Source organism: Gordonia hongkongensis, from assembly GCF_023078355.1.
Classification (GTDB): domain Bacteria; phylum Actinomycetota; class Actinomycetes; order Mycobacteriales; family Mycobacteriaceae; genus Gordonia; species Gordonia hongkongensis.
The window spans coordinates 3,641,042-3,663,419 of sequence record NZ_CP095552.1 but is presented as its reverse complement, the minus strand read 5'-3'; the positions used below and the strand labels follow the sequence as shown (position 1 = coordinate 3,663,419).

At 69.9% G+C, this 22,378-nt stretch carries 20 protein-coding genes; 12 read left to right on the top strand and 8 right to left on the bottom strand.

Translation table 11 applies throughout. The annotated features are described in order from the left end of the window. Positions 1–3 precede the first annotated feature (3 nt). Both MVF96_RS16645 and MVF96_RS16640 read left to right on the top strand, forming a co-directional pair. A complete protein-coding gene (locus MVF96_RS16645) occupies positions 4–1,299 on the top strand; it encodes a WS/DGAT domain-containing protein (RefSeq protein ID WP_247449739.1) in 1,296 nt (431 codons plus the stop codon). 434 nt (positions 1,300–1,733) lie between these two features. Further along, positions 1,734–3,527, top strand: coding sequence for an HNH endonuclease signature motif containing protein (locus MVF96_RS16640; protein WP_247449738.1), 1,794 nt, complete (start codon positions 1,734–1,736; stop codon positions 3,525–3,527). 27 nt (positions 3,528–3,554) lie between these two features. Here MVF96_RS16640 and MVF96_RS16635 read toward each other — a convergent pair whose 3' ends face one another. Next, positions 3,555–4,508, bottom strand: coding sequence for a hypothetical protein (locus MVF96_RS16635; protein WP_247449737.1), 954 nt, complete (start codon positions 4,506–4,508; stop codon positions 3,555–3,557). A 69-nt stretch (positions 4,509–4,577) separates the two neighbouring features. After that, positions 4,578–5,165, bottom strand: a complete 588-nt coding sequence (locus MVF96_RS16630; protein WP_247449735.1) for an HhH-GPD-type base excision DNA repair protein — start codon at positions 5,163–5,165, stop codon at positions 4,578–4,580. Positions 5,166–5,214: 49 nt separating this feature from the next. On the opposite strand from MVF96_RS16630, the gene MVF96_RS16625 reads away from it, so the two are divergent. Next, complete coding sequence (locus MVF96_RS16625; RefSeq protein WP_159371193.1) at positions 5,215–5,760, top strand: hypothetical protein; 546 nt, start codon at positions 5,215–5,217, stop codon at positions 5,758–5,760. Position 5,761: 1 nt separating this feature from the next. On the opposite strand, the gene MVF96_RS16620 is transcribed toward MVF96_RS16625, so the two are convergent. The 5 genes from MVF96_RS16620 to MVF96_RS16600 form a co-directional block, all read right to left on the bottom strand. After that, positions 5,762–6,424, bottom strand: a complete 663-nt coding sequence (locus MVF96_RS16620; protein WP_065632625.1) for a lysoplasmalogenase family protein — start codon at positions 6,422–6,424, stop codon at positions 5,762–5,764. Then, positions 6,421–7,704 (bottom strand): alpha/beta hydrolase family protein, encoded by a 1,284-nt coding sequence (locus tag MVF96_RS16615; protein ID WP_247449734.1) that lies wholly within the window; start codon positions 7,702–7,704, stop codon positions 6,421–6,423. The genes MVF96_RS16620 and MVF96_RS16615 overlap by 4 nt, the downstream gene beginning before the upstream one ends. A 52-nt stretch (positions 7,705–7,756) precedes the next feature. Beyond that, positions 7,757–8,659 carry a hypothetical protein gene (locus MVF96_RS16610; protein ID WP_247449732.1) on the bottom strand — a complete coding sequence of 301 codons (903 nt, stop codon included), beginning with the start codon at positions 8,657–8,659 and terminating at the stop codon, positions 7,757–7,759. A 234-nt stretch (positions 8,660–8,893) separates the two neighbouring features. Continuing rightward, positions 8,894–9,550, bottom strand: a complete 657-nt coding sequence (locus MVF96_RS16605) for a GAP family protein (protein ID WP_247449731.1) — start codon at positions 9,548–9,550, stop codon at positions 8,894–8,896. Between the two features lie 136 nt (positions 9,551–9,686). Beyond that, positions 9,687–10,517, bottom strand: a complete 831-nt coding sequence (locus MVF96_RS16600; protein ID WP_247449730.1) for an Rv1157c family protein — start codon at positions 10,515–10,517, stop codon at positions 9,687–9,689. Between the two features lie 299 nt (positions 10,518–10,816). On the opposite strand from MVF96_RS16600, the gene MVF96_RS16595 reads away from it, so the two are divergent. The 4 genes from MVF96_RS16595 (at position 10,817) to MVF96_RS16580 (ending at position 15,506) form a co-directional block, all read left to right on the top strand. Beyond that, positions 10,817–11,884 (top strand): thiamine ABC transporter substrate-binding protein, encoded by a 1,068-nt coding sequence (locus MVF96_RS16595; RefSeq protein WP_247449729.1) that lies wholly within the window; start codon positions 10,817–10,819, stop codon positions 11,882–11,884. A 7-nt stretch (positions 11,885–11,891) separates the two neighbouring features. Next, positions 11,892–13,547 (top strand): ABC transporter permease, encoded by a 1,656-nt coding sequence (locus MVF96_RS16590; protein WP_247449727.1) that lies wholly within the window; start codon positions 11,892–11,894, stop codon positions 13,545–13,547. Beyond that, positions 13,544–14,587: an ABC transporter ATP-binding protein gene (locus tag MVF96_RS16585; protein WP_247449726.1), complete on the top strand. Its 1,044-nt coding sequence runs from the start codon at positions 13,544–13,546 to the stop codon at positions 14,585–14,587. The genes MVF96_RS16590 and MVF96_RS16585 overlap by 4 nt, the downstream gene beginning before the upstream one ends. Before the next feature lie 70 nt (positions 14,588–14,657). Then, positions 14,658–15,506 carry an EamA family transporter gene (locus MVF96_RS16580; RefSeq protein WP_247452128.1) on the top strand — a complete coding sequence of 283 codons (849 nt, stop codon included), beginning with the start codon at positions 14,658–14,660 and terminating at the stop codon, positions 15,504–15,506. A gap of 7 nt (positions 15,507–15,513) precedes the next feature. Here the strand turns inward: MVF96_RS16580 and MVF96_RS16575 are convergent, their stop codons facing one another. Beyond that, positions 15,514–15,690, bottom strand: a complete 177-nt coding sequence (locus MVF96_RS16575; RefSeq protein ID WP_091344396.1) for a hypothetical protein — start codon at positions 15,688–15,690, stop codon at positions 15,514–15,516. A gap of 208 nt (positions 15,691–15,898) precedes the next feature. Between MVF96_RS16575 and typA the strand changes: the two genes are divergently transcribed. The 5 genes from typA to MVF96_RS16550 all read left to right on the top strand — a co-directional run bounded on the left by typA (position 15,899) and on the right by MVF96_RS16550 (position 22,335). Further along, positions 15,899–17,809 carry a translational GTPase TypA gene (typA, locus tag MVF96_RS16570; protein ID WP_058252521.1) on the top strand — a complete coding sequence of 637 codons (1,911 nt, stop codon included), beginning with the start codon at positions 15,899–15,901 and terminating at the stop codon, positions 17,807–17,809. A gap of 69 nt (positions 17,810–17,878) precedes the next feature. Continuing rightward, entirely contained in the window at positions 17,879–19,852 is a 1,974-nt protein-coding gene (locus MVF96_RS16565; protein WP_247449725.1) for an ABC transporter family substrate-binding protein, read from the top strand. Continuing rightward, positions 19,849–20,733 carry an N-acetyl-1-D-myo-inositol-2-amino-2-deoxy-alpha-D-glucopyranoside deacetylase gene (gene mshB / locus MVF96_RS16560; RefSeq protein WP_137809045.1) on the top strand — a complete coding sequence of 295 codons (885 nt, stop codon included), beginning with the start codon at positions 19,849–19,851 and terminating at the stop codon, positions 20,731–20,733. The genes MVF96_RS16565 and mshB overlap by 4 nt, the downstream gene beginning before the upstream one ends. A gap of 12 nt (positions 20,734–20,745) precedes the next feature. Next, positions 20,746–21,135: a facilitated glucose transporter gene (locus tag MVF96_RS16555; RefSeq protein ID WP_137809044.1), complete on the top strand. Its 390-nt coding sequence runs from the start codon at positions 20,746–20,748 to the stop codon at positions 21,133–21,135. 60 nt (positions 21,136–21,195) lie between these two features. Then, positions 21,196–22,335, top strand: coding sequence for an FO synthase (locus MVF96_RS16550; protein ID WP_247449724.1), 1,140 nt, complete (start codon positions 21,196–21,198; stop codon positions 22,333–22,335). Positions 22,336–22,378: the final 43 nt, after the last annotated feature.

The following is a 22,378-nucleotide window of genomic DNA, read 5'->3' as shown; positions in this document are numbered from 1 at the left end:
GCCATGCACCGGATGGCCGCGGCGGACGCGGTGTCGTACTGGATGTCGCAGCGCATCCCGAACGACGAGTTCCTGGTGTATTGCTTTGCCGTCCCGCGCAGTTCGATCGAGGACTGCGCGGCGCGACTCCGGCTGCGGGCGGCGCATGTCGACGATCTGTGCCTCCGGATACGAGATGTCCCGGGCACGGCCGACCGCCCGTACTGGGAATCCGTCCGGCCCGCCGACGACCAGGTCCGCGTGGCCCCGTCGAGCCGCACGTGGTCGTCGTGTCTGACGGAGATCGCCGGGCTCATCGCCCAACCGCTCGATCCCACGCGGGAGGCGTGGCGGGCGCACCTCTTCGGTCCGGTCGTCGACGTCCCGGCGGCGACGGGTCCGGTTGTCGTCGTCGTGCTCCAGGTCTGTCATGCCCTGGGTGACGGGCGTCGGATGTCGCGGATCGCGCGCGACTGGTTCACGGCTCCCGCCACTCCACGACGACCGGTGTCCGAGGTGCGTTCGCCCAACCACGAGATGCTGCTCGACGCCGGTACGGTGCTCGGCGGAGTGCTCCGATTTCCCGGCGAGTTCGTCGCGACAGCGTGGCGTGGGGTTCGCGCGGCGCGTCTCGCCTCGGCATCCGTGCCGGGAACCGCGGGATATGCGCCGACTCGGTTGAACGTCCCTCCCGGACCGCGACGGACCCTGCGTGTGCTGGTCGTCGAGCGTGACCAACTCAGCGGACCCGGAGTGCCGGTCACGGTCGCGGTTCTCACCGCGATCTCGGTGGCGCTCCCGGAATACCTGGGTGACCGGGATCGACGATACGGCGCGGAGCTGACGGTCGGGCGCGGCGGAGAACGTCGAGCGCGCAATCACTTTCGCAACGCGGGGATTGACTTGCACATCGACATCGACGATCTGGGCGAGCGCGCACGACTCATCGGCGCCGAGATCGCCGCCGCACGCGCGGCCGAGGCCGACCCGCTGCGGGCCGCGCAGCGTCGGGCGTCGGAGTCGACACCGGCGATCCTGACCCGATGGGGGATCCGATCCTTCGATCTCGACACCCCGCCGGCGGCGGTCACCGGCGTCACGGTGGTCTCGTCGGTGAACCGCGGGGCCGCCGATCTCGACCTGGATGGAGGCGAGATCCTCTTCACCACAGGGTTTCCCGCGCTGTCGCCGGCTCAGGGATTGACTCACGGCGTACACGGGATCGGCGACCGGGTCGCGATCTCGGTGACCACGAGCCCGGATGTCGTGAACGATGTGGACCGGTACGTGGAACTGCTCGCGCGAGCGCTGGGTGGCTGACTGCGCGCCGCGGCGGCCCCTCCGCTCTACACCGAAAGAACCCCAGACCCAGTTGCGGAGGGCGCGTCTACTCCTGCTCCCTGAGGAGCGCCCGGAGCTTGCGGAGGGCGCGTCACGAAGGTCTTCGCAACCCGACTCACCATGACCCTTCGTGACGCTCGCAAGCTCGCTCCTCAGAGAACAGTAGAAGGGCTCGCTCTGCGCACAACGGTTCTTTCGTGATCCACGACGGCGGCCGGGCCGCGTCACGAAGGGCCTGGCGACCAAATGTCCCCGCTCCCAGCGAATTCGACGTGATCTGCGCCGCCGACCATAGCCAGATGTCGAGGACTGCTCGTCGACCGAGCATTCTTGTCGGTGGTCGGGTCTACCTTGGATGTATCAGTTGGACCGGTCAACCAGGCGGGATGGCAACGACTTCGGGGGGAGTCACTGTGGGGGCATGGACGGATCTGCCGGGCGAGTTCCTCGCCGGGGTCGATCCTGCCTGTCCGGCCGATGCCGACACCGCCACCCATATGCAGCGTCTGGGGTCGATCCGCGCGGGCGAGTCGTATCTGGCGTGGTGCCGCTACCAGACGATCCTGGTGCTCTGCGATCGGCTGTTGACCACTGTCGGCAACAGTTACGTGTCCGACGGTTTCGGTGACATCGTCGCCCGGGTCTCGCGCGAGGCCGGGATCACCCGCTACCGGGCGGGGATGCTGGTTGACGAGGCGTTGTGTCTGCGTGACCGGTTGCCGCGGGTGTTGGAGACGTTGCGCGACGGCATCATCGGGCCGCACCAGATCCGGGAGATCATCGGCCGCACGCATTTGGTGTCCGATGATCACCTTCTCGACCCCGACGACCCCGACAGCCGCCGGATCATCGAGGTGCTCGACGAATCGATCGCCGACCTGCTGCGCTCTCGGTCCGGGTCGTGGTCGACGTCGGGTTTGCGCGACATGATCGACCGCCTGGTCTTCGGTCACGACGCCGACGCCGTCCGGGAACGGCGCCGCGAAGCGCTCGACAAACGCGGGGTGTGGACCGAGAACCACGGTGACGGGACCGGTGAGATCACCGCGGTCATGGCCGCCGAGAACATCCGGGCTTCCAACGCCTCGGTACGGGAGTTGGCCGCATCAGTGTGCGACCGGGATGGCCGCACCCTCGGGGAACGCAAGTCCGACGCGATGTACGCGTTGCTCACCCGAACAGCGTTCACGTGTGCGTGCGGTCAGTCCGACTGCACCGCAACACCGCCCGATCCTGCCGGCGCCACCGCGGGTACCGAGATCGTGATTCACGTGGTGACCGACGCCGACACCCTGGCCGGCGGGTCCGGACCCGGCTGGGTCGACGGGCACGGGGTGATTTCCGACGAGCATGTGCGCGACCTCGCCGCCCGGCCCGACGCGACCATCAGACCGGTCACCCCGGTCCGCACACCACCGTCGCATGTCGTCGCCGGCGAGGGCGGATACGACGACGAGCCCACGCGGACGGCGAACATCGCCGCGCCACAGCAGGCTACAGATGACGCCGACACCAACGCCGATGCCGGCGGCGCGGGTGACGCGTCGGCACCCCCGACTTCGGCCACACCGTCGACGGAGCCGCCGTCGTCGGAGATGGTGGTGGTCTACCCGGCTGCCCTGCCTGGTGACCCGTATCGTCCGACGAGTGCATGTGCGGAGTTCGTGCGGGTGCGCGACGGCTACTGCACCGAGCCGGGTTGCACGCGTTCGGCATTCACCGCCGATGTCGATCACGTCGCCGAGTACGACCACGCCCGACCGGCACGCGGGGGTGCGACCTCGAGTGAGAACCTCAACGCCAAATGCCGTCCCGGTCATCTCCACAAGACCCACGGTGACTGGACCGATGTGCAGTACCGCGACGACGAGGGCCGCCTGGTCACCGAATACGTCACGCCCGAGGGCTTTGTGATCCCCGGCGAGGCCGAAACCCTCGAAGACCTCTTCCCCAACCTGCGTCGCATCCGGTTCGAACAAGCCGCGAAAGCCCCACCGACACCGCGGATCATCGTGCCCGAACGGCAAGGCAGACAACAACAAGGCCGACAACCGCGCACGATCACCGAACGCACCGCCGCCAAACACGCGAAGCGGCGAGAAGAACGCGCCCGCAACAAGGCACAACGCGAAGCGAACCGGCGCGCCCGGACCGAGGCAGCCCACCATCAAGCGACAACCCACGACGACGAGCCCCCGCCATTCTGACCCGGCGCTCGGCGTGGCCTGTGGCGGCTAACCCCGCGGGTACCCGTTCGTGTCCGCCGGAGCGTCTCCGTGTCCATTGCCGCCCGACCCCTTCGGCGGACGGGTGAGGCGTTTGGGAAGCCGCTCGGCGAGACCGCCGAGCGGTGCGACCGTCTGGTTCAGCAGGTCGACGGTCTCGGCGAGCTCGTGGACCGTTTCCTGCATGGCGAGCAGGTTGGGTCCGAGCTGCCCGATGACCTCGGTGAGCTCGGAGATCCGGTCCAGCGGCCCGCCCGGTGCGATCGCACGCTCGACCGCGCCGTTCTCGCCCAGGAGCTGATCGAGCAGGCCGTCGTCCTCGGCGAGCCGGTCCAGGATGCCTCCCGCGGCGGTCACCTTCTCGAGCACACCGTCGGGCGCGGTCAACTTGTCGACGATCCCGCCCTCGGAGGTGAGGCGCTCGAGGATGCCCTCGTTCTCGGTGAACTGGTCGACCACACCACCCGGCCGGGTCAGCCGGTCCAGCGGTCCACCCTTCGCGGTGAGGCGCACCAGGATGCCTCGTTCCTCGGCGACCTGGTCGAGGAGTCCGCCCTCGGCGGTGAGCTTGTCGAGCGGACCGTTCGGAGCGGTGAGCCGGTCGACGACACCCCCGGGATCGAGCAGTCGCTCCAGCGGACCGCCGTTGGCCAGGATCCTGCCGAACGGCCGCTCGGGACCGAGTAGTTCGGACAGCTGGTTGAGGAGGGCGAGCGGAGTCCGGAGTGATCCGAGCTCGTCCGCGTCGACGCCCACTGCCAGTGCGATCTCGTTCTGCACGCTCCCGGCCGTGATGCGGGCGATGGCGACTGCGGACTCGGCTGCACTGAGCACCACCCCGGTGACCGCGAAACCGAGTCGGAACGGCATCTCGACGAGCGCACTGCCTGCGTCAGCCGTGGCCACCGGTCTACGGTCGGCGCGGCGACGGTCGGGTAGCGGCCGATCCGGAAGGGACTCCATGCTTTCCGACCCTAGGCCAACCGACCGGCGTTCGGGGCGAGGGTTCGGTGATTCCGAAGGGCGGTGTCGCTACCGCGCACCGGTCGCCGGTGCCTCTGCCGCCTTGGCGGCCTTCGCCGCCTTCTTGAAGTCGCGGACCTTCTGCAGCGACTCCGGGCCGGTCACGTCGGCCACCGACCGGAACCCCTTCTTGCTGTAGTCGCCGGCGACCTTGGTCCAGCCCGACGGCTTGACGTCGAGCTGCTTGGCGACGAGCGCGACGAAGATCTTGGCCTTCTGGTCGCCGAACCCGGGCAGGGCGCGCAATCGCTTCATCAGGTCCGCGCCGTCGGCGGCCTCGGTCCAGATGCGCGCGGCGTCGCCGCCGTACTCCTCGGCGACGACTTTCGCGAGCGTCTGGACCCGGCCGGCCATCGACCGACCGTAGCGGTGGATTGCCGGGGGAGTGGCACACAGGTCGGCGAACGCCTCGGGGTCGGCGTCGGCGATCTCGACCGGATCCATCGTGCCGAACCGGTCACGGATCTTGGCCGGCCCGGCGAAGGCCCGTTCCATCGGGAACTGCTGGTCGAGGAGCATTCCCGTGAGGAGGGCGAACGAATCGTTCGACAGGAGTTCGTCGGCCGCGGGTTCCTGCGCGATCTGGATCTTCGGCATGGGGTCGATTCTGGCAGACGGCACCCGCGTGCGGCTCTAGACTGCCCCCATGATGAGCGGGGAGAACACGGTCGGCTTCGAGAACGGCAGACGTCGGCGGGGGCGCGTCGGAGTGGGAACGGTCGCGACGGTGGCCGGCGCCGTGCTGGCGCTGGCCGTGTCGCTGTTCGGTACTGGCGCCGCCGGGGCCGCACCGGCAGACGACGGGGCGAACTACGTCACCACCCTGCGGTGCGACAGCGTCAACCCGTGGCCGGCAGGCACGGTCAAGGTCCGCGTGGACGTGTTCAACCAGATCCGGCACCCCGCGGACGGACTACCCGGACCCGTCATCGCGCTCATCGGCACCGACCGTGCCCGAGCAGTGGCCCTCGAATACACCTACGAGGTGTCGGTGTCGTGGCGGAACCTGCGGACCGGACGTACCGGCGTCACCACTGTTCCGGGCCGCGGGTACACCATCAAATGGCAGGTCGACATCCATCCGGGCAGCGGTCCCGTCGCCTTCACGATCCGCCAGAAGATCGGTGCGCTGGCCTTCTTCCCGATGACCAATCCGAAGTACTCGACCTGCTCGGGCCGCGCGGTCGCCTGACTCACCGGTCGGCGAGTCCGCCGATCAGCAGGTACTGCGCGGTGAAATAGCTTGCGAGCACCCAGGCCTCGCCTGCCACCCGGAGTCGAGGGTCGGTGACCAGGTGTCGTCGATTGATGATCGCGAGGTCGGAGAGCAGGAAGAACCACCCGCCCGCCCGCAAGCGCGGTTGCGGCGTCGGCACGTCCGCCGCCAGCGCCGACATCGTCGCGAGCGTGTTGCCGTACGTCCCCAGAACCGGCAGCAGGGCAGGGCGGTGTCGGCTCAGCACCGTCGCCGACTCGGCGAGAACGCCCACCCGCGGCGCGACGGACCGAACCGTCGGTCGTGCGCCGGCACGCCACATCGCGACCGCGTAGCTCAACTGTGCGCCCGCGAAAGACGTTGCACCCCTGCGGAGAAAACGATCCTTCGTGGCCGGGTCGTCGTGTTCGAATTCCTCCTGCAACATGAACCGGTCGCCGAGCGCGGAGAACCCGACGACGGACGCCAGGGCGACGGTGTCGGCGACCGGGCGGCGTCGTGCTCCGGCGGCCACCCGCGCCGCGAGAAGCGCGATCGGCAGCGGTTTGGTGATCGCGGCGCTGCGTCGATCACCGGCCGACCCGGCGATCGTCGCTGCCGCGGCAGTGGCCGCATAGGCGATCCGGAACGTTCGGTTCACCGCAGGACGCGGGCGACGAACGCGCGGATGTCGGTGTCGGAGAACCGCTTCGACTGGGCACCGTCGAGCGTCAGATAGGTACGCGCCGACACCTTGCTGTCGCCGACCCGGGCGTCGTTGAGGTACTTGAGGGTGAGCGGTACGACGACGGAGGTGTCCTGCAGGGTCTGCGTCATCAGGACCGGACGCTCGAAGCCGCGAGTGGGCAGCTCGGTCGCCTTGGTCAGCAGGGCGGTGAGTTCGGTGTTCCCCGACAGCGGTTTGGTGAACAGCGAACCGATGGCGAGACCGTCCACCTCACGCACGAACTCGGTGACACACGACGCGGCGGCCTTGGTCAGCCATTTCTTGCCGGTGTCGGTGAGGTAGGCGTCGAGATCGAGGTCGGAGTGCGCGTTGCGGATCGCGCTCAGCGTGTACAGCGCGTCGGCGGCCAGCCCGGACGGCATCGCCGCGGACGACGGCCCGAGATTGGCCACGAGCGAACCGAACTGGGCGGGAATCGAACTCGCTGCGGCACCCTGGAAGTCGAGCTTGCCGCCCTGGATGGTCGGGGCCAGTCGGGCCAGCGTGATCGCGGCCGCGGCTCCCTGGCCCTCGCCGACCACTGCCCACGAGCGCGACAGGTTGTCGGCGATGTCCCGAGAGGCGCGCACCGCGTCGACGATGTTGCGAGCAGTGGCCTCGAGATCGTAGTACTGCGGCGTGCCGGGGGTCCCGACACCCGCGTAATCGGTACTGACGACGGCATATCCACGACCGAGCCATCGCTTGAGCTCATCGGTGTCCTCGGCGGTGGGCCGCGACGACGGTGCGCACCGGTCGGCGATGCCGCGCGAACCGTGGGCCCAGGCGACGATCGGCCAACCGCCGGCCGGCGCCCGCCCGGCCGGCACCATCAACACGCCCGAGGACAGATGGGCCTTGCCGTCGGCGCCGGTGCTCCAGTACGTGAAGTCGTTTCCGGACCCGGCGCCCGCGACCGTACGTGCCCGGGGGAGTTCGCGATTGGCGTAGACGGCGCCCGGCGTCTGTCCCGGACCTCGCGTGTCGACGGTGCCCGCATTGTCGTCGGCGGGCGCGCTGTTGTCCGTCGACGACGGTTCTGCCGACGGCTCGGCCACGCCTGGCGTCGATGTTCCCGGAGTAGGTTCGGCCGCGGCCGTCGCCGTCATGCCGAAGGCGGCCGGGGCCACGACGATCGTGAGCGCGACTGCGGCCGCGAGGGCGCGTGCGAGGTGGGCACTCCGTGGTTTCGAAGTGTTGCCGTGGGGGTTCATGTGTCGTCAGTTCGTTCTGTGAGGCGTGACCGGATGCGAAAGGCGTTGTGCGTCAAGCATTGACGATGCCGACGGCAGGTAGGAACCAGCAGTTCTGGGTACCGTTGCTGGCGTTGCCGAAGACTGCCGACAGGATGGTGCCGCTGCCGGTCTTCACCGGTGCCAGCCGGACCCCGGACAGCAGGGGCAGCGCCGTCAGCGCGGTGCGGTCGGTGATCGGGTCGAGATCGGCGAAGCCGCCCTGGAGCGTGCTGGTGTTGAACCAGGCGACCTGCATTGTGCCGCCGCTACCGGCCGTCGGCGAGGCGGGCACGAAAGCGTATGCGGTCTCGCCCTTCTCGACGAGGTTGAGCTTCTCGGGCAGCTTCACGCCGGGGATCATGTCGAGCAGCGGCTTGAGCTGGGTCAGCGGGTCGGTCTTCATGGGCCAAGGACCCGCCACGGCCCCCGCCCCGGCGGTGACGAGTCCGAGCGGGTTGTCGGCGGTGGGGGCGGTGCAGAACGGCGACACCGACGGGGTGAGCGTCTGGATGCCGAGCGTGCGCAACAGGGCGATGGGGTCGGTCGGGGCCGCGACCGGAGTGGCGGCCGACGCGGGTGCGCCTTCGGCGGCCGCGGGGAGCGGGAGAGCTCCCGCACGGCCGGCGATGTCCTCGACCGAGAGTTGTCCGGCGCTCCCCATGATCGTCTGGGCGGCCTGCACGGCGATCTGGTCGACACCCGCGGCCTTGAGCAGCCGGACCGCCCCGGCCAGCTCGGCGTCGAACGGGATCGACCGCGCGCCGAGCAGGTTGGCGGGGATGAGTGGCTCGGCCGCCGCCGGTGCCGAGGTGGCGGTGAGGGTGGCCGCCGCGATCGCCACACCCATGAGACCGGCGCCGCAGCGCTGGATCGCGCGGCTGCGAGTGACGCGACGCGGAGCGTCGGAACGCGTGAACCGAGACGTGAGGGACATGGCTCTCCTTGGGGCAACCGGCTGTGACGGCCGAGCACCCGCCACGTGTGGCGGGTGTGACAGATGGGACTCGAGTTACAAGAGACCACGAAGACTCGGAACCCGGCAAGTCGCGAGTCCGACCTGTGACATGGGCGCGATCCGCGAGAGACCGAAACCGCGGCGAACTGCGGGTTCAGTGCCCTTGAGCACGGCCTCGGACCGCCGCACAGAGGCCGACCACCGCCGGCACGCTCAGCTCGCGCCGCCGATTCCCTTGCCGACCAACACGACTCCGATGACCAGGATCAGCACCGCCATCACCGTCGCGTTGTTCGCCTGCAGCCACGACTTGAGGCGGTCGAGTGGTTCGCGCAGGCGGGCCGCGGCGAGCTGGTAGCCCACGACCGGGACCACGACCGAGGTCGAGGCCAGGAGTGCGAAGACCGCCACCGCGATCACGTCCTGCGGCATCGACAGCGCACCCGAGGCGATCGAGACACCCGCCGCCGCGCAGAGAACGAGATTCTTCGGATTGATCGCCGCCAGCGCGAACGCGATACCCATGGCGGTCACCGGACGCATCTCGTCGATGGCCGACATCCATTTCGGCGTCGCTGACTCCGCGTGCCGGGAACGCCACTGACGCAACCCCACGGCGAGCAGGACGACACCGAGCGCGATCTTCACCCAACCGGTGCTCGACGACGATCCGTCGAGGTCGACGGCGCTTCCGAGGGCCACGAAGACGGCCACCGCGACGACGATGCCGACAAGCCAGCCGATCGCGAAACCGATACTCGTCGTGCGCGCATGGCGTCCCAGGAGCATGAGGATCGCCGCGATGATCGGAATCGGCGACACCGCGACACCGACCACAAGGGGTAACAACTCACCGAGCACGGGTCCCATCGAGAACTCCTGACGAAGTGGTGCCGACCGTGTCGTCGTACGCCATGGTCGCATCCCGTGAGGAACTCTCGACCGGTAACGAACGAAGGCACCCCGCGATGAGTCGGGGTGCCTTCGTCGTGAGAGGAGAAAGAGATCAGATGATCGCGAGCCCGATCACCGGGACGATGGTGCAGGAGACGACCTTGCCCTTCGTCTTCGTGGTGACGTTGCCGTGGATCGCCGAGATGACGCGGCCCTTGCCGGTTCGCGAGATACCGGTGAAAGTGCCGGGGCCTTCCTTCACGTTGATCTTCGGGTTGCGCTTGAGCGTCGTGGTGCCCGTGCGACCGGTGTCGACGTTGAACCAGCTGACCGTGAGCGGCGCGGCCTTGTTGTCGATCGCCGGACCCGTGCCGAGCGAGGTGTAGACGTATCCGCTCTCGCCGCGCTTGGGGCCGGGGGCGGGTGCTTCCTGCGGTCCGGCGGTGACCAGGGCGCGACCGAGCGAACCGCCGCCGGGGATGCAGCCGAGGCCGAAGGTCGGGTAGAGGAATTCCTGGATCTTCGGGGCGTTCGGGCCCTGCGGGATCTCGGGATCGCCGGGCTTGGGCTCGGCGGCGAGCTGACGCGCGGCCTGCTTGCGGCCGGGTTCGCCGAGGAAGTCGGCGATAGAGCGCCAGATCTTGCTCACCTCAGCCGGCATGCCGGGGGTGTCGGCGAACGACTGGGCCTGGCGGAGCAGGTCGACCGAGACCTTGCCGTCGGGTCCGGGTGTCGCCACGGAGCCGATGATCGCGGGAGCGAACGCGCCGAGCGAGTCCAGCACGCGCTGGTCGACCTTCGGGGCCGGGGCGGCCTGCGCGGCCATCGGCATCGCGAGTGAGGTCGCCGCCGCGAGCGCCGACACGGCGACGAGGAGTCGACGGGTCCGGAGTCGATGCGGGGCATGGCCGGATCGCAACCTCAGTGGCCGGGAGAAACGCACTGGTGTGTCCTAACGGTCGTGGCGCCGACGATCAGTCGATCAGCGCCTCGCGGGTCGTGTCATCCGCCCGGGTGTCGGGTAGCGGACAGCCAATCCTCTCACCCGGGTCGTCGCGGGTCATTCTAAGCCCCCCGCGGGTTCCACTGTCCAGACCGCCGGCCTGTTGCGGATGGGGTTGTTGTGGTAATTGATGCAATTGTTATCGAAGTGACGTCGGGGCGGTTGGATCGTACGGACAGGCGGCAACCTGGTTGGATGAGGAGAATCGGGGATCGGGGACGGTCGAACAGGAGTCTGAAGTGACAGAGCTGCGCGCTGAGACGTCGGGTCGCCCATGCGGGAGGTCGCGACTGACGCGCCTGGTGGTCGGTGCCGTCGCGGTCGTGATGGCAGCGACGACGGCCAGTGCGTGTGCCGACGACTCGTCGTCGGGCGGCGAGGTCACGCTGCTCACCCACGATTCCTTCGAACTGCCGGAGTCGGTCATCGACGGGTTCCGCCGAGAGACCGGGCTGACCCTGAAGATCGTGAAGTCCGGGGACGCCGGACAATTGGCGTCGACGGTGTCACTGACCCCGGGTGCGCCCAAGGGAGACGCGGTCTTCGGCATCGACAACACCTTCGCCTCGCGTCCGATCGACGCCGGCGCCCTGGAGTCCTATGAGTCACCCGCCGCGGCCGACGGTGCCGCCGATTTCGCGGTGCCCGGCGCGGAGGGGCAGCTCACGGCCGTCGACCGCGGGGATGTGTGCCTCAACATCGACGACGGCTGGTTCGAATCCAGGTCTCTGACCCCGCCGGCGAGCTTCCGCGACCTGACCCGCCCGGAATTCGCCTCGCTCACCGCGGTGACCGACCCGGCGACCTCCTCGCCGGGCACGGCGTTCCTGCTCACCACCGTCGGTGCGCTCGGAAACGGCTGGCAGGACTACTGGAAGCAGGTCGTCGGCGGCGGCGCGACCATCGTCTCGGGCTGGGAGGTCGCCTACAACCAGCTTTTCACCGCCGGAGAGGGCCGTGGCGACAAACCCGTCGTGCTGTCCTACGCCTCGTCGCCGGCGGCGACGCCCGGGACGAGCGCGCTGCTCGACAGCTGCTTCCCGCAGGTGGAGTACATCGGCATCCTGAAGGGCACCCGGAACTCGACCGGCGCCCGCAGGCTCGTCGATTTCATGCTGAGTCCCACTGTGCAGAAAGAACTCCCGAACTCGATGTACGTCTACCCGGTGCAGCGCGACACCCCGCTGCCCGAGGGATGGCCGGCGCGCGCGGAGGTGCCCACCTGGATGTCGTCGTTGCCGCCCGCCACGATCGCGGAGAACCGCGAGATGTGGCTCGACCAGTGGCGTGCCGCGGTCGGCAGGTGACGACTCGGTGACCCCGGCCGGGACAGTGGTGACCCGGGTGGCCCGGGCCGCCGGACCGGCTGCGCTGTGGGTGGTCCCGGCGCTGTTCGTCGTGGTGCTGTTCGCCTGGCCGGTGATCGCGCTCGTCCGGCGCGCCGTCACGATCGCCCGTGACTCCGGGGTGGGCCTGATCGAACTGCTCGACCGTACCGACGCCCTGGGGCTTCTGGGCGTCACCCTGGGCCAGGCGGCCGCCTCGACGGTCCTGGCGCTCGCCGCGGCCGCACCCATCGCGTGGTTGTTCGCCCGGGTCCGCGGGACCACCGCGGTCGTGCTCGCCGTCGTGGTGACCGTGCCATTCGTGCTGCCGACGGTCGTTGTCGGTGTCGCCTTCCGTTCTCTGCTGTCCGGCCCATTGGCGTTCCTGCACATCGAATCCGGGCTGCCGGCCGTGCTCGCGGCGCACATGTTCATCAACATCGCCGTCGTCGTCCGCGTCGTCGGGGCGGCCTGGCGCAACCTCGACCCGCGACTGCTCGAGGCGGCACGGTCGCTCGGGGCGGGCCGGATTCGGGCGACCATGACCGTGGTCGTGCCGCGCCTGGTGCCCGCCACGGCGTCGGCGGCCGCGCTGATCTTCTTGTTCTGTTCCACCAGTTTCGGTGTCGTGATCATTCTCGGCGCCGGGGAGCTGCGGACCCTGGAGACCGAGATCTACACGCAGGCCATCGGATACTTCCGGATTCCCGAGGCGGTCGCGCTGTCGATGCTGCAGATCGTGGTGGTCATGGCGGCGCTGCTGCTGACGCGGGTGTTCGCCGATCCGGCGAGCCGCGGATCGGGTGGCGGCGCCCGGCGGGCCGAACGGAACCGCAGGGTCGCCGGCGGCCGCTGGACGCGGCCGGCGGTCTGGGTGGTGGGGGCGTGGACAGCAGTCCTCCTCGTCGGACCGGTCCTGGTGCTGATGGTGCGGTCGGTCCGGCCGGTCGCCCACGGCGACTGGACCCTCGCCGGCTACCGCGCACTGGCCGAACCCGTCAACGGGGTGACACCCCTGGAGAGCCTGCGCTATTCGCTGGTGACCGCGACCGCGGCGACCGCCATCGCCCTGGTGGTCGGGACGCTCGCCGCCGTCGCGCTGCATCGCGCGCACGGAGTCGTCGGGGCGATCGGCTCGGCCGTCTCGCTCATCCCGCTCGGGATCAGTGCTGTCACACTCGGATTCGGCTACCTCATCGTGCTGGCGTCGTTGCCGTACGAGATCGCCGCATCGCCCGCGGTCATCCCACTGGTCCAGGCCCTCATCGCGATTCCGGTGGTCATCCGCATCATGATGCCCGCACTCGAGTCGGTACCGGTCCGGTTGCGGCATGCCGCGGCGACGTTGGGAGCCACGCCGTTTCGCGTCTTCGCGACCGTCGACCTGCCGATCGTCGGAAGGTCGATGGGGGCTGCCGGTGGGTTCGCCTTCGTCATGGCCCTGGGCGAGTTCGGCGCGACGAGCTTCCTTGCCCGCGCGGACACGACCACCCTTCCGGTACTCATCGGGTCCGCTCTGAACCGCCCGGGCGCCGAGAACCTGGCCACCGCCATGGCGGCCTCGGTGGTCCTCGTCATCGCGACGGTCGTCGCAGTCGTCGTGGTCGAGGCGTTCCGGCCCCGCTCGGAGGTGCCGCTGCTGTGACCACACAGAGTTCATTGGAGATCTCCGACCTCACGGTCGCGTACGGCGGCGAGACCGTCATCGACGGTCTGTCGTGGCGGCTCGGGGGAGAAGCGTCACTGGTGACCGCGATCCTGGGCCCGTCGGGGTGCGGCAAGTCGACCCTGATCCGGACGATCGCCGGACTCGAGTCGCCGGTCGGTGGAACGGTGCGGTTCGGCGGAGTCGACCTCGCCGGCGTCGAGGTCCATCGGCGGGACTTCGGGGTCGTCTTCCAGGACGGGCAACTTTTCGGCGGGCGCAGTGTCGCGTCGAACGTCGCGTACGGGCTGAAGGTGCGGCGCTGGTCGCGTCGCGCCATCGCCGATCGCGTCGCCGAGATGCTCGACGTCGTCGGACTCACCGGCTACGACAAGCGTCTCGTGGAAACCCTGTCGGGCGGCCAGGCCCAACGGGTCGCGCTCGCGCGTGCCATGGCCCCGCGTCCGCGTCTGCTGTTGCTCGACGAGCCGCTCGCCGCGCTCGACCGGCGGTTGAGAGACGAATTGGCCGTGGAGATCTCGGAGATCGTGCGAGCGGCCGGCGTGCCGACGATGGTGGTGACCCACGACCACGCCGAGGCGGCCACCATGGCCGACGAGATCGCGGTCATGCGGGACGGGGTGATGATCCAGACCGACGTTCCGGCGGCGCTGTGGCGACACCCGGTCGACGAGTGGACCGCGCGTTTCCTCGGCGCCACGACCGTCGTCGACGCCCAGGTCCGCTCGGGCGTCGCGCAGACCGTCCTCGGTGAGATGCCGCTGGATCGTCCCGACGGTTCGTGCCGGCTCGGCCTGCGGCCCGAGTCGGTGGCGATCGGACCTACGCCGTCCGATGCGCCGGAGAGGCCGGGAACGACGGCGACCGTCGTGCTCGTCGCCGAACTCCCGGCCGGGCCGCGCGTGCGCATCGACACCCCGGTCGGCGAGATCGATGCGGTCACCGACGCCTTCGTCGCGATCGGCGACCGGATGCGGGTGCGTCTGGTGCCGGAACGGGTCGCGGTGATCGGGTCGTGACGCCGCGTGGGCCGGCGAGGCGGTCGTCGTGCCGGTGACACGGCGGGACGTGCTGGTCCCGCCGGGACTGATGGTCGTCGGAGCGACCTCCATGTATCTCGGCGCGGCCGTCGCCGTCGGCCTGTTCGACGTCATCTCCCCGGCCGCCGTCGCGTGGTTGCGGATCGCCGGGGCCGCGCTGGTGTTGCTCCTGTGGGTGCAACCGGCCCGGACGGCCTGGCGTTGGGAGCGATTGCGCCTCGCCGGATGCTTCGGGCTGATCACCGCCGGGATGAACATCTCCTTCTACGAGGCGCTCGCGCATCTGCCCCTGGGCACGACCGTCGCCCTGGAGTTCCTGGGCCCGATCGTGGTGGCCGCCTTGGGTTCTGCGACGCGTCGCGACGTCGCCGCACTCGTCCTGGCGGCTGTCGGCGTGGTCCTGATCGCCGATGTCCGATGGTCGGGAACGGCGATCGGCGTCGTCCTGGCGCTGACCGCGGCCGCCTGCTGGGCGGGGTACATCGTCCTGGGCAAACGGGTCGCGGCGCGAGGCACGGGCGTCGAGGATCTGGCGACCGGCTTCGCGGTGGCCGCGTTGCTCACCGCGCCGCTCGCGTGGTGGGTGGCCGACGCGGTACGCGCGGGGGCCGCGCTGCCGGTGGTCCTGGCCCAAGGGTTGCTGCTCGGCATCGCGTCGACCGCGGTGCCCTACGCACTCGACCAGATCGTGCTGCGGCGGGTCGGCCAGGCAAGGTTCGCGATCCTGCTCGCGCTGCTGCCGGTGACGGCGTCGGTGATCGGGTTGCTCGCGCTGGCGCAGGTGCCGCGGCCCCTCGAAGCGGTCGGGATCGCGCTCGTCGCGGTGGCGGTGGCCGTGCGATCGGTCGACGACGACAGCCGGTCCGACGATCGCGAGGCGGAGATGCCGCCGGGGTGACCGCGAATCAGGCGGCGCGCGCCTTCTTCAGTGCTTTGTGCAGCTCTTTCTTCGACATGTCGGAGGTGTCGAGCTTGCGCATCCGGTGAATGACCACCGGGCAGCGAACACAGCGCGTCGAACTCTTGCAACACTTCTTCTTGGGCTTCAGAGAGCCCACCTTGGTCGGGTCGACCTTGCCCATACGGCGAGGTTAGCAGACCCTAACTACAACTCTTGTGGGTGCTGTGATCGCGGTCTCACCGCCCGAGCCGATAGTCTGTGACGTTGAATCCCTAGGTGATCTGCTCCCCGCGCCGGTCAGAGCCGTTCGGCTGCGAACGTTCCAGACGTTCGGCAGTGACCCGGACGCCGGCCGCCGCTGCCGGTCCCAACCACACGAAAGAGAGCCAGTGAGCGCTGTCCCCACCTTCCGCAACGTCGCGATCGTCGCGCACGTCGACCACGGAAAGACCACACTCGTCGACGCCATGCTGCGCCAGTCCGGCGTCTTCGGCGAGCGCGCCGAGGTCGTCGACCGGGTGATGGACTCCGGTGACCTCGAACGTGAAAAGGGCATCACCATCCTCGCCAAGAACACCGCGGTCCACCGGCGCCAGCCGGACGGCACCGAGGTCGTCATCAACGTCATCGACACCCCCGGCCACGCCGACTTCGGCGGTGAGGTCGAGCGCGGCCTGTCGATGGTCGACGGCGTGGTCCTGCTCGTCGACGCCTCCGAGGGCCCGCTGCCGCAGACGCGCTTCGTGCTCCGCAAGGCGCTGGCCGCCGAGCTGCCGGTGATCGTCGTCGTCAACAAGACCGACCGTCCCGACGCCCGCATCCAGGAGGTCGTCGACGAGACGCAGGATCTGCTCCTCGACCTCGCCTCCGACCTGGACGAGGAGGCCGCGAAGGCCGCCGAACTCGTCCTCGAGCTCCCCGTGCTCTACGCCTCGGGCCGCGCCGGTGTCTGCAGCACCGAGCAGCCGGCCGACGGCGAGATCCCGGCGGGGGAGAACCTCGACTCCTTCTTCGACGTCCTGCTCGAACACGTCCCGGCGCCCAAGGGTGACCCGGACGCGCCGCTGCAGGCACACGTCACCAACCTCGACGCGTCGGCCTTCCTCGGCCGTCTCGCGCTCGTCCGCATCCACAACGGAACCCTCCGCAAGGGCCAGCAGGTGTCCTGGTGCCGCGAGGTCGACGGTGAAGCCGTCGTCGAGCGCGCCAAGATCACCGAGCTCCTCGCCACCGTCGGAGTCGACCGGGCGCCCGCCGAGTCCGCATCGGCCGGTGACATCGTGGCCGTCGCCGGTATGCCGGAGATCATGATCGGCGACACCCTCGCCGACCTGGAGAACCCGCAGCCGCTGCCGCGCATCACCGTCGACGAGCCGGCGATCTCGGTCACCATCGGCACCAACTCGTCGCCGCTGGCGGGCCGGGTGTCGGGCCACAAACTGACCGCCCGCATGGTCAAGCAGCGTCTGGACACCGAGCTGATCGGCAACGTGTCGCTGCGCGTGCTCGACATCGGCCGGCCCGACGCCTGGGAGGTGCAGGGACGTGGCGAGCTCGCCCTGGCCATCCTCGTCGAGCAGATGCGTCGTGAGGGCTTCGAGCTGACCGTCGGCAAGCCGCAGGTCGTCACCCGCAAGGTGGACGGCAAGGTCCAGGAGCCGTTCGAGCATCTGACCGTCGACGTGCCCGAGGAGTACCTCGGCGCGGTCACCCAGTTGCTCGCCGCCCGCAAGGGCCGCATGGAGCAGATGAACAACCACGGCACCGGCTGGGTCCGGATGGAGTTCATCGTGCCCTCGCGCGGCCTCATCGGGTTCCGTACCGACTTCCTCACCGAGACCCGCGGCACCGGCATCGCCAACGCGGTGTTCCAGGGTTACGACGCCTGGGCGGGCGAGATCCGGGCCCGCCACACGGGTTCGCTCGTCAGCGACCGGTCGGGAACGGTCACCCCGTTCGCGATGATCCAGCTCGCCGACCGCGGCACGTTCTTCGTCAACCCGGGCGACGACTCGTACGAGGGCCACGTCGTGGGGATCAACCCGCGCCAGGAGGATCTCGACATCAACGTCACCCGCGAGAAGAAGCTGACCAACATGCGTCAGTCCTCGGCCGACGTGATGGAGACCCTCGCCAAGCCGATGCAACTCGACCTCGAGGGCGCCATGGAATTCTGCGCCGCGGACGAGTGTGTCGAGGTCACCCCGGAGGTCGTGCGAGTGCGTAAGGTGCACCTCGACTCGACGACGCGCGCCCGTGAGCGCTCGCGGGCCAAGTCCCGGGATGCCGCCGTCAGCTGAGTGTCGATGGCGCTCCGGCGCCGCATTACGGTGGCGGGCGCGTCCGACGGACCGAGAAGCTTCTTCGTCATGGGGGTATCCGAGGTGAATCGCGCGAGACCACGACCGGGCCGCGAGGCCGCGAACCGGGTCCGTGGGCGGTTGCTCGGCATCCTCTCGTGCAGCGTCGCCCTGCTCGTGGTGCTCACCGCCTGCATGTCGGATCCGCCGCCCCCGGTCCGCGACACCGGGCCACCGCCGACCCCGACCGAGTACCCGGTGGAGAAGACGATCTACATCGCCACCGACTCGGTCGGATCGGGCTTCAACCCGCACATCGCCGCCGACCAGAACCCGGTGACGACGGCGGTCGCGGCGATGACGCTGCCCAGCGCGTTCGCGCCGGTCCAGACCCCGGGCGGGACGGTGTGGGAACTGCAGCGCTCGTTCGTCACCTCCGCGGAGGTGACGTCGCGGGCGCCGTTCACCGTGACCTACCGCATCCACACCGACGCCCAGTGGTCCGACGGCCTGCCGGTGACGGGCGACGACTTCAACTTCCTGTGGCAGCAGATGTCCCGGCAGCCCAACGTCGTGGCACCGGCCGGCTACCGGCTCATCGACTCGGTGCAGTCCCGGGAGGGCGGCAAGGTCGTCGAGGTGCGTTTCGAGTCGCCGTACCCCGCGTGGCGAGAGCTGTTCACCGGATTGCTGCCCAGTCACGTGCTCAAGGGTGCGCCGGCGGGCTTCCAGACCGGGATGGACACCGGCAAGCCGGTCTCGGCCGGGCCCTACGCGATCGTGGGGATCGACAAGACCCGCGACGAGGTCCGCCTCGCCCGCAACGACCGGTACTGGGTCACCCCGCCCCGGTTGGATCAGATCGTCCTCCGCCGCGCCGGCACGTCGGCCCAGATGCTCGACTCCGTACGATCCGGCGACTCGGCCATCGTGGCCCTCGGCGCCTCGCCGGCCACCGACGCGGAACTGACCGCGCTGCCCGGTCTCGAGACCGCCCGCAGCCTGACGTCGCGGTCACTCGGTGTGAGCGTGAACGCCCGCACCGACGCGATGAGCTCGGTGGAGGTCCGGCGCGCGATCCTCGGGTTGGTCGATCCGCGACTGACCACCTTCGCCGGTGCCGGCGACTGGGTCGTCGAACCGTTCGCGAACACCGTCTTCGCGCCGTCGGATCCGGGCTATTCGCCGGTCGACCGCCCGCGCCTCGGACCGGCCGAGGTCGACGCCCTGCTCGGCGCCGCCGGTTACCGCCGCGCCGCGCCCGAGCCCGTCGGCTCGGCATCCCCGGTGCCGTCGGCGTCGTCGTCGGAGCCCTCCTCGGTGTCGCCGTCGTCCCCGTCCGGGTCCACGCCCGCGTCCGAGGCGCCGTCCGCCGGCGGGTCGGCGACGCCCGGGGTGAGCGAGACCCCGAACGAGGGTCTGGTCGAGGTACCTGAACTACCCGAGGGAATCCTGCCGTTCCAGCGCGACGGGCAGGACCTCATCGTCCGTGTCGGTGCGGTCGCCGGCGATCCGCGGACCACGTCGGCCGCGTCGAGCATCGTCGACCAGCTCCGAGGTGCAGGGGTGCGCGCTCAGGTCGTGACGCTGCCCAACAGCGAGCTGTACGGGTCGGCGCTCACCAACCAGCGCGTCGACCTGGTCGTCGGGTGGTCGGGGCTCGGCGTGCCGCCGGCGTCGTCGCTCGCGTCGCAGGTCGACTGCAACCAGCCCAAGCCCGGTACCGAACCGTCGCCCGCGACGCCGCCGACGCCCACCAGCATCGCGCCGAGCGGTGGCGATCCCGGGGACAGCTATGCCAGCAACGTGTCCGGGTTGTGTGACCCGCGGCTCATCGAGCTCGCGCGCACCGCACTCTCCGAGGACGACCCGATCCCGACGCTGAACGAGGCCGAGCCGCTCCTCGCCGCGCAGGCGATCTACCGGCCGCTGTACCAGGACTCGATGGTCGTGGGCACCACGTCCGCGGTGCGCGACGTCCCGCTCACCGGACCCATCCAGGTCTCGATCTTCGGGACCGCGGTCAATTGGGAGCTGACGTGACCGGTGTCCCGGCGGATCGCCGGCTGCTGCTCGTCCACGCTCATCCCGACGACGAGACGATCATGACCGGCGGCACCATCGCCCGGTACCTCGCCGAGGGCGTCGACGTGCGGGTGCTGACCTTCACGCTCGGGGAGGAGGGCGAGGTGATCGGCGACGAGTGGGCCCAGCTGGTCGCCGACGGCGGCGCCGACCAGCTCGGCGGGTTCCGGGTACTCGAACTCACGCGGGCACTGGCCGAGCTCAGTCCCGCTGGCCGTCCCGCGTTGCGGCCGCGATTCCTCGGCGGTGCGGGCCGATGGCGGGACTCCGGGATGGCCGGCGCCCCGTCCGCGAACCACCCGCGCGCACTCGTGCGGGCACCGTTCGACGAGCCCGTCGAGGCGTTGGTCGACGTGCTCACCGACTTCGCACCCCAGGTGGTCGTCAGTTACGACGCCTCGGGTACGTACGGCCATCCCGATCACAAACTGGTGCACGAGGTCACGACGGCCGCGGTCGCCCGCGCCCGGGAAGTCGGTCCGGGCCCGGACAAGATCTACGAATCGGTGACCGAACGCAGCGCACTGGACTCCGGGCTCGCCGGTGTCGCCGCGGTACCCGACGGCTGGCGGATGCCCCGCGACGGTGAGCTGCCGAGCTATCCCGACGCCGACATCACCACCGAGATCGACATCAGCGCGTACCTCCCACGAAAGGTGGCCGCCCTGGCCGCCCACGCCACACAGGTGACCGTCGCGGCGTCCGGGACGGAGTACGCACTGTCGAACAACATCGTGCAGCCGATCGCCGGTGCGGAGCATTACATTCTGGTCGAGCCGGAGCGTCACGGGTCCCCGGACGGGAAGCGTGAGTCGGACCTGTTCGCCGGGGTCGACTGAGCCGTGGCCCGCATGGTTCGGCCCGTATTGGGCTCCGTCCTCGACCGACTGCTCCTGGGATTCCTCGTCGTCGACGGGTTCGCGATCGGGCTCGTGAGTGTTGCGTTCACGTATCAGCGCTTCGGCGGCGTCGCGCTGCCCGTCGCGGCACTTGCCGCCGGCGTGGTCAATGCGGCCCTGCTCTGGCTCGCGGCCGGCCTCACCGCGACCCCGTGGCGGTACGGGCCACTTGCCGCGTGGGGGCTCGTCGTCGTGATCGCCGGCGGGCTCCCCGGCCCGGGCGGGGACGTCGTGCTCTCGATCAGCAGTGGTTACCTCGTACAGACCTTGTTGCTCGTCGTCCTCGGTGTCGGGCCGTGCGCCGCGCTGGGCTGGACGGGGCGGCTGCCCGAACCCGACTGACCACCGCTCCGCTGGGGCGCTCTGCGTTGTGCCGCGACGGGCGGCGTTAGAGTGAGAGACATGCTTCTGCGCGCGTGGGCCGAAGACATCATGGCCCCGATCGAGCGCGTCACGGCCGCACTGAGCCGTGTCCGTGACGACCCGACTCTCGGGGCCGACGCCCTCGACGATGACGGCTGGGTCGCCCTCCTGGGTGCCTCGGGTGCGCAGCTCGACGAATTGTGCGATCTGGCCGACACCGTGCGTCGGCAGGTGACCGACCCGGAGGTGTTGACCTTCGTGGTCAACCGCAACCTCGACACCGGGATCGTCAGCCGACTCGGACCCGACGACCCGGGTCTCGACGAACTGGTCGCCGAGGCGGTCGCACTCGGCGCGACCGAGATCTGCATGCAGGGGCTCCTGCCCGCCGAACTGCCGGCCGACGACTACGTCCGGCTCGTGGAGGACATCACGGGTGCCGCCGACGGGCTCCACCTGCACGCCTATCGGGCCCCGGAGATCGTCGACGGCGCCGAGCGTGCCGGGATCACGATCGTCGAACACCTCGAGCGGCTGCGGTCGGCGGGCCTGGGGTCGGTGCCGGGGACCGCCGCCCAGATCCTCGACGACACCGTTCGCGCGACACTCTCACCCACCGGCACGGCGCCGCCGGTCGGCAGCTGGGTCGACGTCATCGAGACCGCCCACCGCGTGGGTCTCTTCTCCACCGCGACGATGCTCTACGGGCACGTCGAGACGCCCGCACACCAGATCGCCCATCTTCGACTGCTACTCGAGATCCAGCGTCGCACGGGCGGTTTCAGCGAACTCATCCTGATGCCACTGCTTCCCGAGAACGTGCCGCCCCACCTGGCGGACACCGCCTCGCGGACCGCGTCGGAGCGGGAGACCCGCGCGTTGCACGCCGTCGCCCGCCTCATGACCGCAGGCCTCCTCGACCATCTGCAGGTGGCGTGGACCAAACTGCCCGCGGCCACCGTCGATCTGGTGTTGCGCGGCGGGGCAGATGATCTGGGTGGGCTGTTGCTCGACGGCACCCTGATGCCGGGCGCGGGACCGGAGTCAGGTCGTGTCCTCGACGCCGCGGCTGTCGTCGACGTCGCGGCGCGAGCCGGACGCAGGCCGCGCCAGCGCACCACTCGCTACGGGGTGCCGGAGCCCGACCGGCAACTCCCGCTGCCACAGGTGTCCGCGTGAGCCGGAGCATGTCTTCCGGGCGGGCGGCCGGAGCGCAGCAGCG

Bases quoted from the DNA above. Each gene is read 5' to 3' on its own strand.
- MVF96_RS16605 (WP_247449731.1), bottom strand. From the start codon at position 9,550: ATGGGACCCGTGCTCGGTGAGTTGTTACCCCTTGTGGTCGGTGTCGCG.
- MVF96_RS16575 (WP_091344396.1), bottom strand. From the start codon at position 15,690: ATGGGCAAGGTCGACCCGACCAAGGTGGGCTCTCTGAAGCCCAAGAAG.
- MVF96_RS16565 (WP_247449725.1), top strand. From the start codon at position 17,879: ATGGGGGTATCCGAGGTGAATCGCGCGAGACCACGACCGGGCCGCGAG.
- MVF96_RS16615 (WP_247449734.1), bottom strand. From the start codon at position 7,704: ATGAACCCCCACGGCAACACTTCGAAACCACGGAGTGCCCACCTCGCA.
- MVF96_RS16555 (WP_137809044.1), top strand. From the start codon at position 20,746: ATGGTTCGGCCCGTATTGGGCTCCGTCCTCGACCGACTGCTCCTGGGA.
- MVF96_RS16580 (WP_247452128.1), top strand. From the start codon at position 14,658: ATGGTCGTCGGAGCGACCTCCATGTATCTCGGCGCGGCCGTCGCCGTC.
- MVF96_RS16610 (WP_247449732.1), bottom strand. From the start codon at position 8,659: ATGTCCCTCACGTCTCGGTTCACGCGTTCCGACGCTCCGCGTCGCGTC.
- MVF96_RS16550 (WP_247449724.1), top strand. From the start codon at position 21,196: ATGCTTCTGCGCGCGTGGGCCGAAGACATCATGGCCCCGATCGAGCGC.
- MVF96_RS16630 (WP_247449735.1), bottom strand. From the start codon at position 5,165: ATGCCGAAGATCCAGATCGCGCAGGAACCCGCGGCCGACGAACTCCTG.
- MVF96_RS16645 (WP_247449739.1), top strand. From the start codon at position 4: ATGCACCGGATGGCCGCGGCGGACGCGGTGTCGTACTGGATGTCGCAG.
- MVF96_RS16635 (WP_247449737.1), bottom strand. From the start codon at position 4,508: ATGGAGTCCCTTCCGGATCGGCCGCTACCCGACCGTCGCCGCGCCGAC.
- MVF96_RS16625 (WP_159371193.1), top strand. From the start codon at position 5,215: ATGATGAGCGGGGAGAACACGGTCGGCTTCGAGAACGGCAGACGTCGG.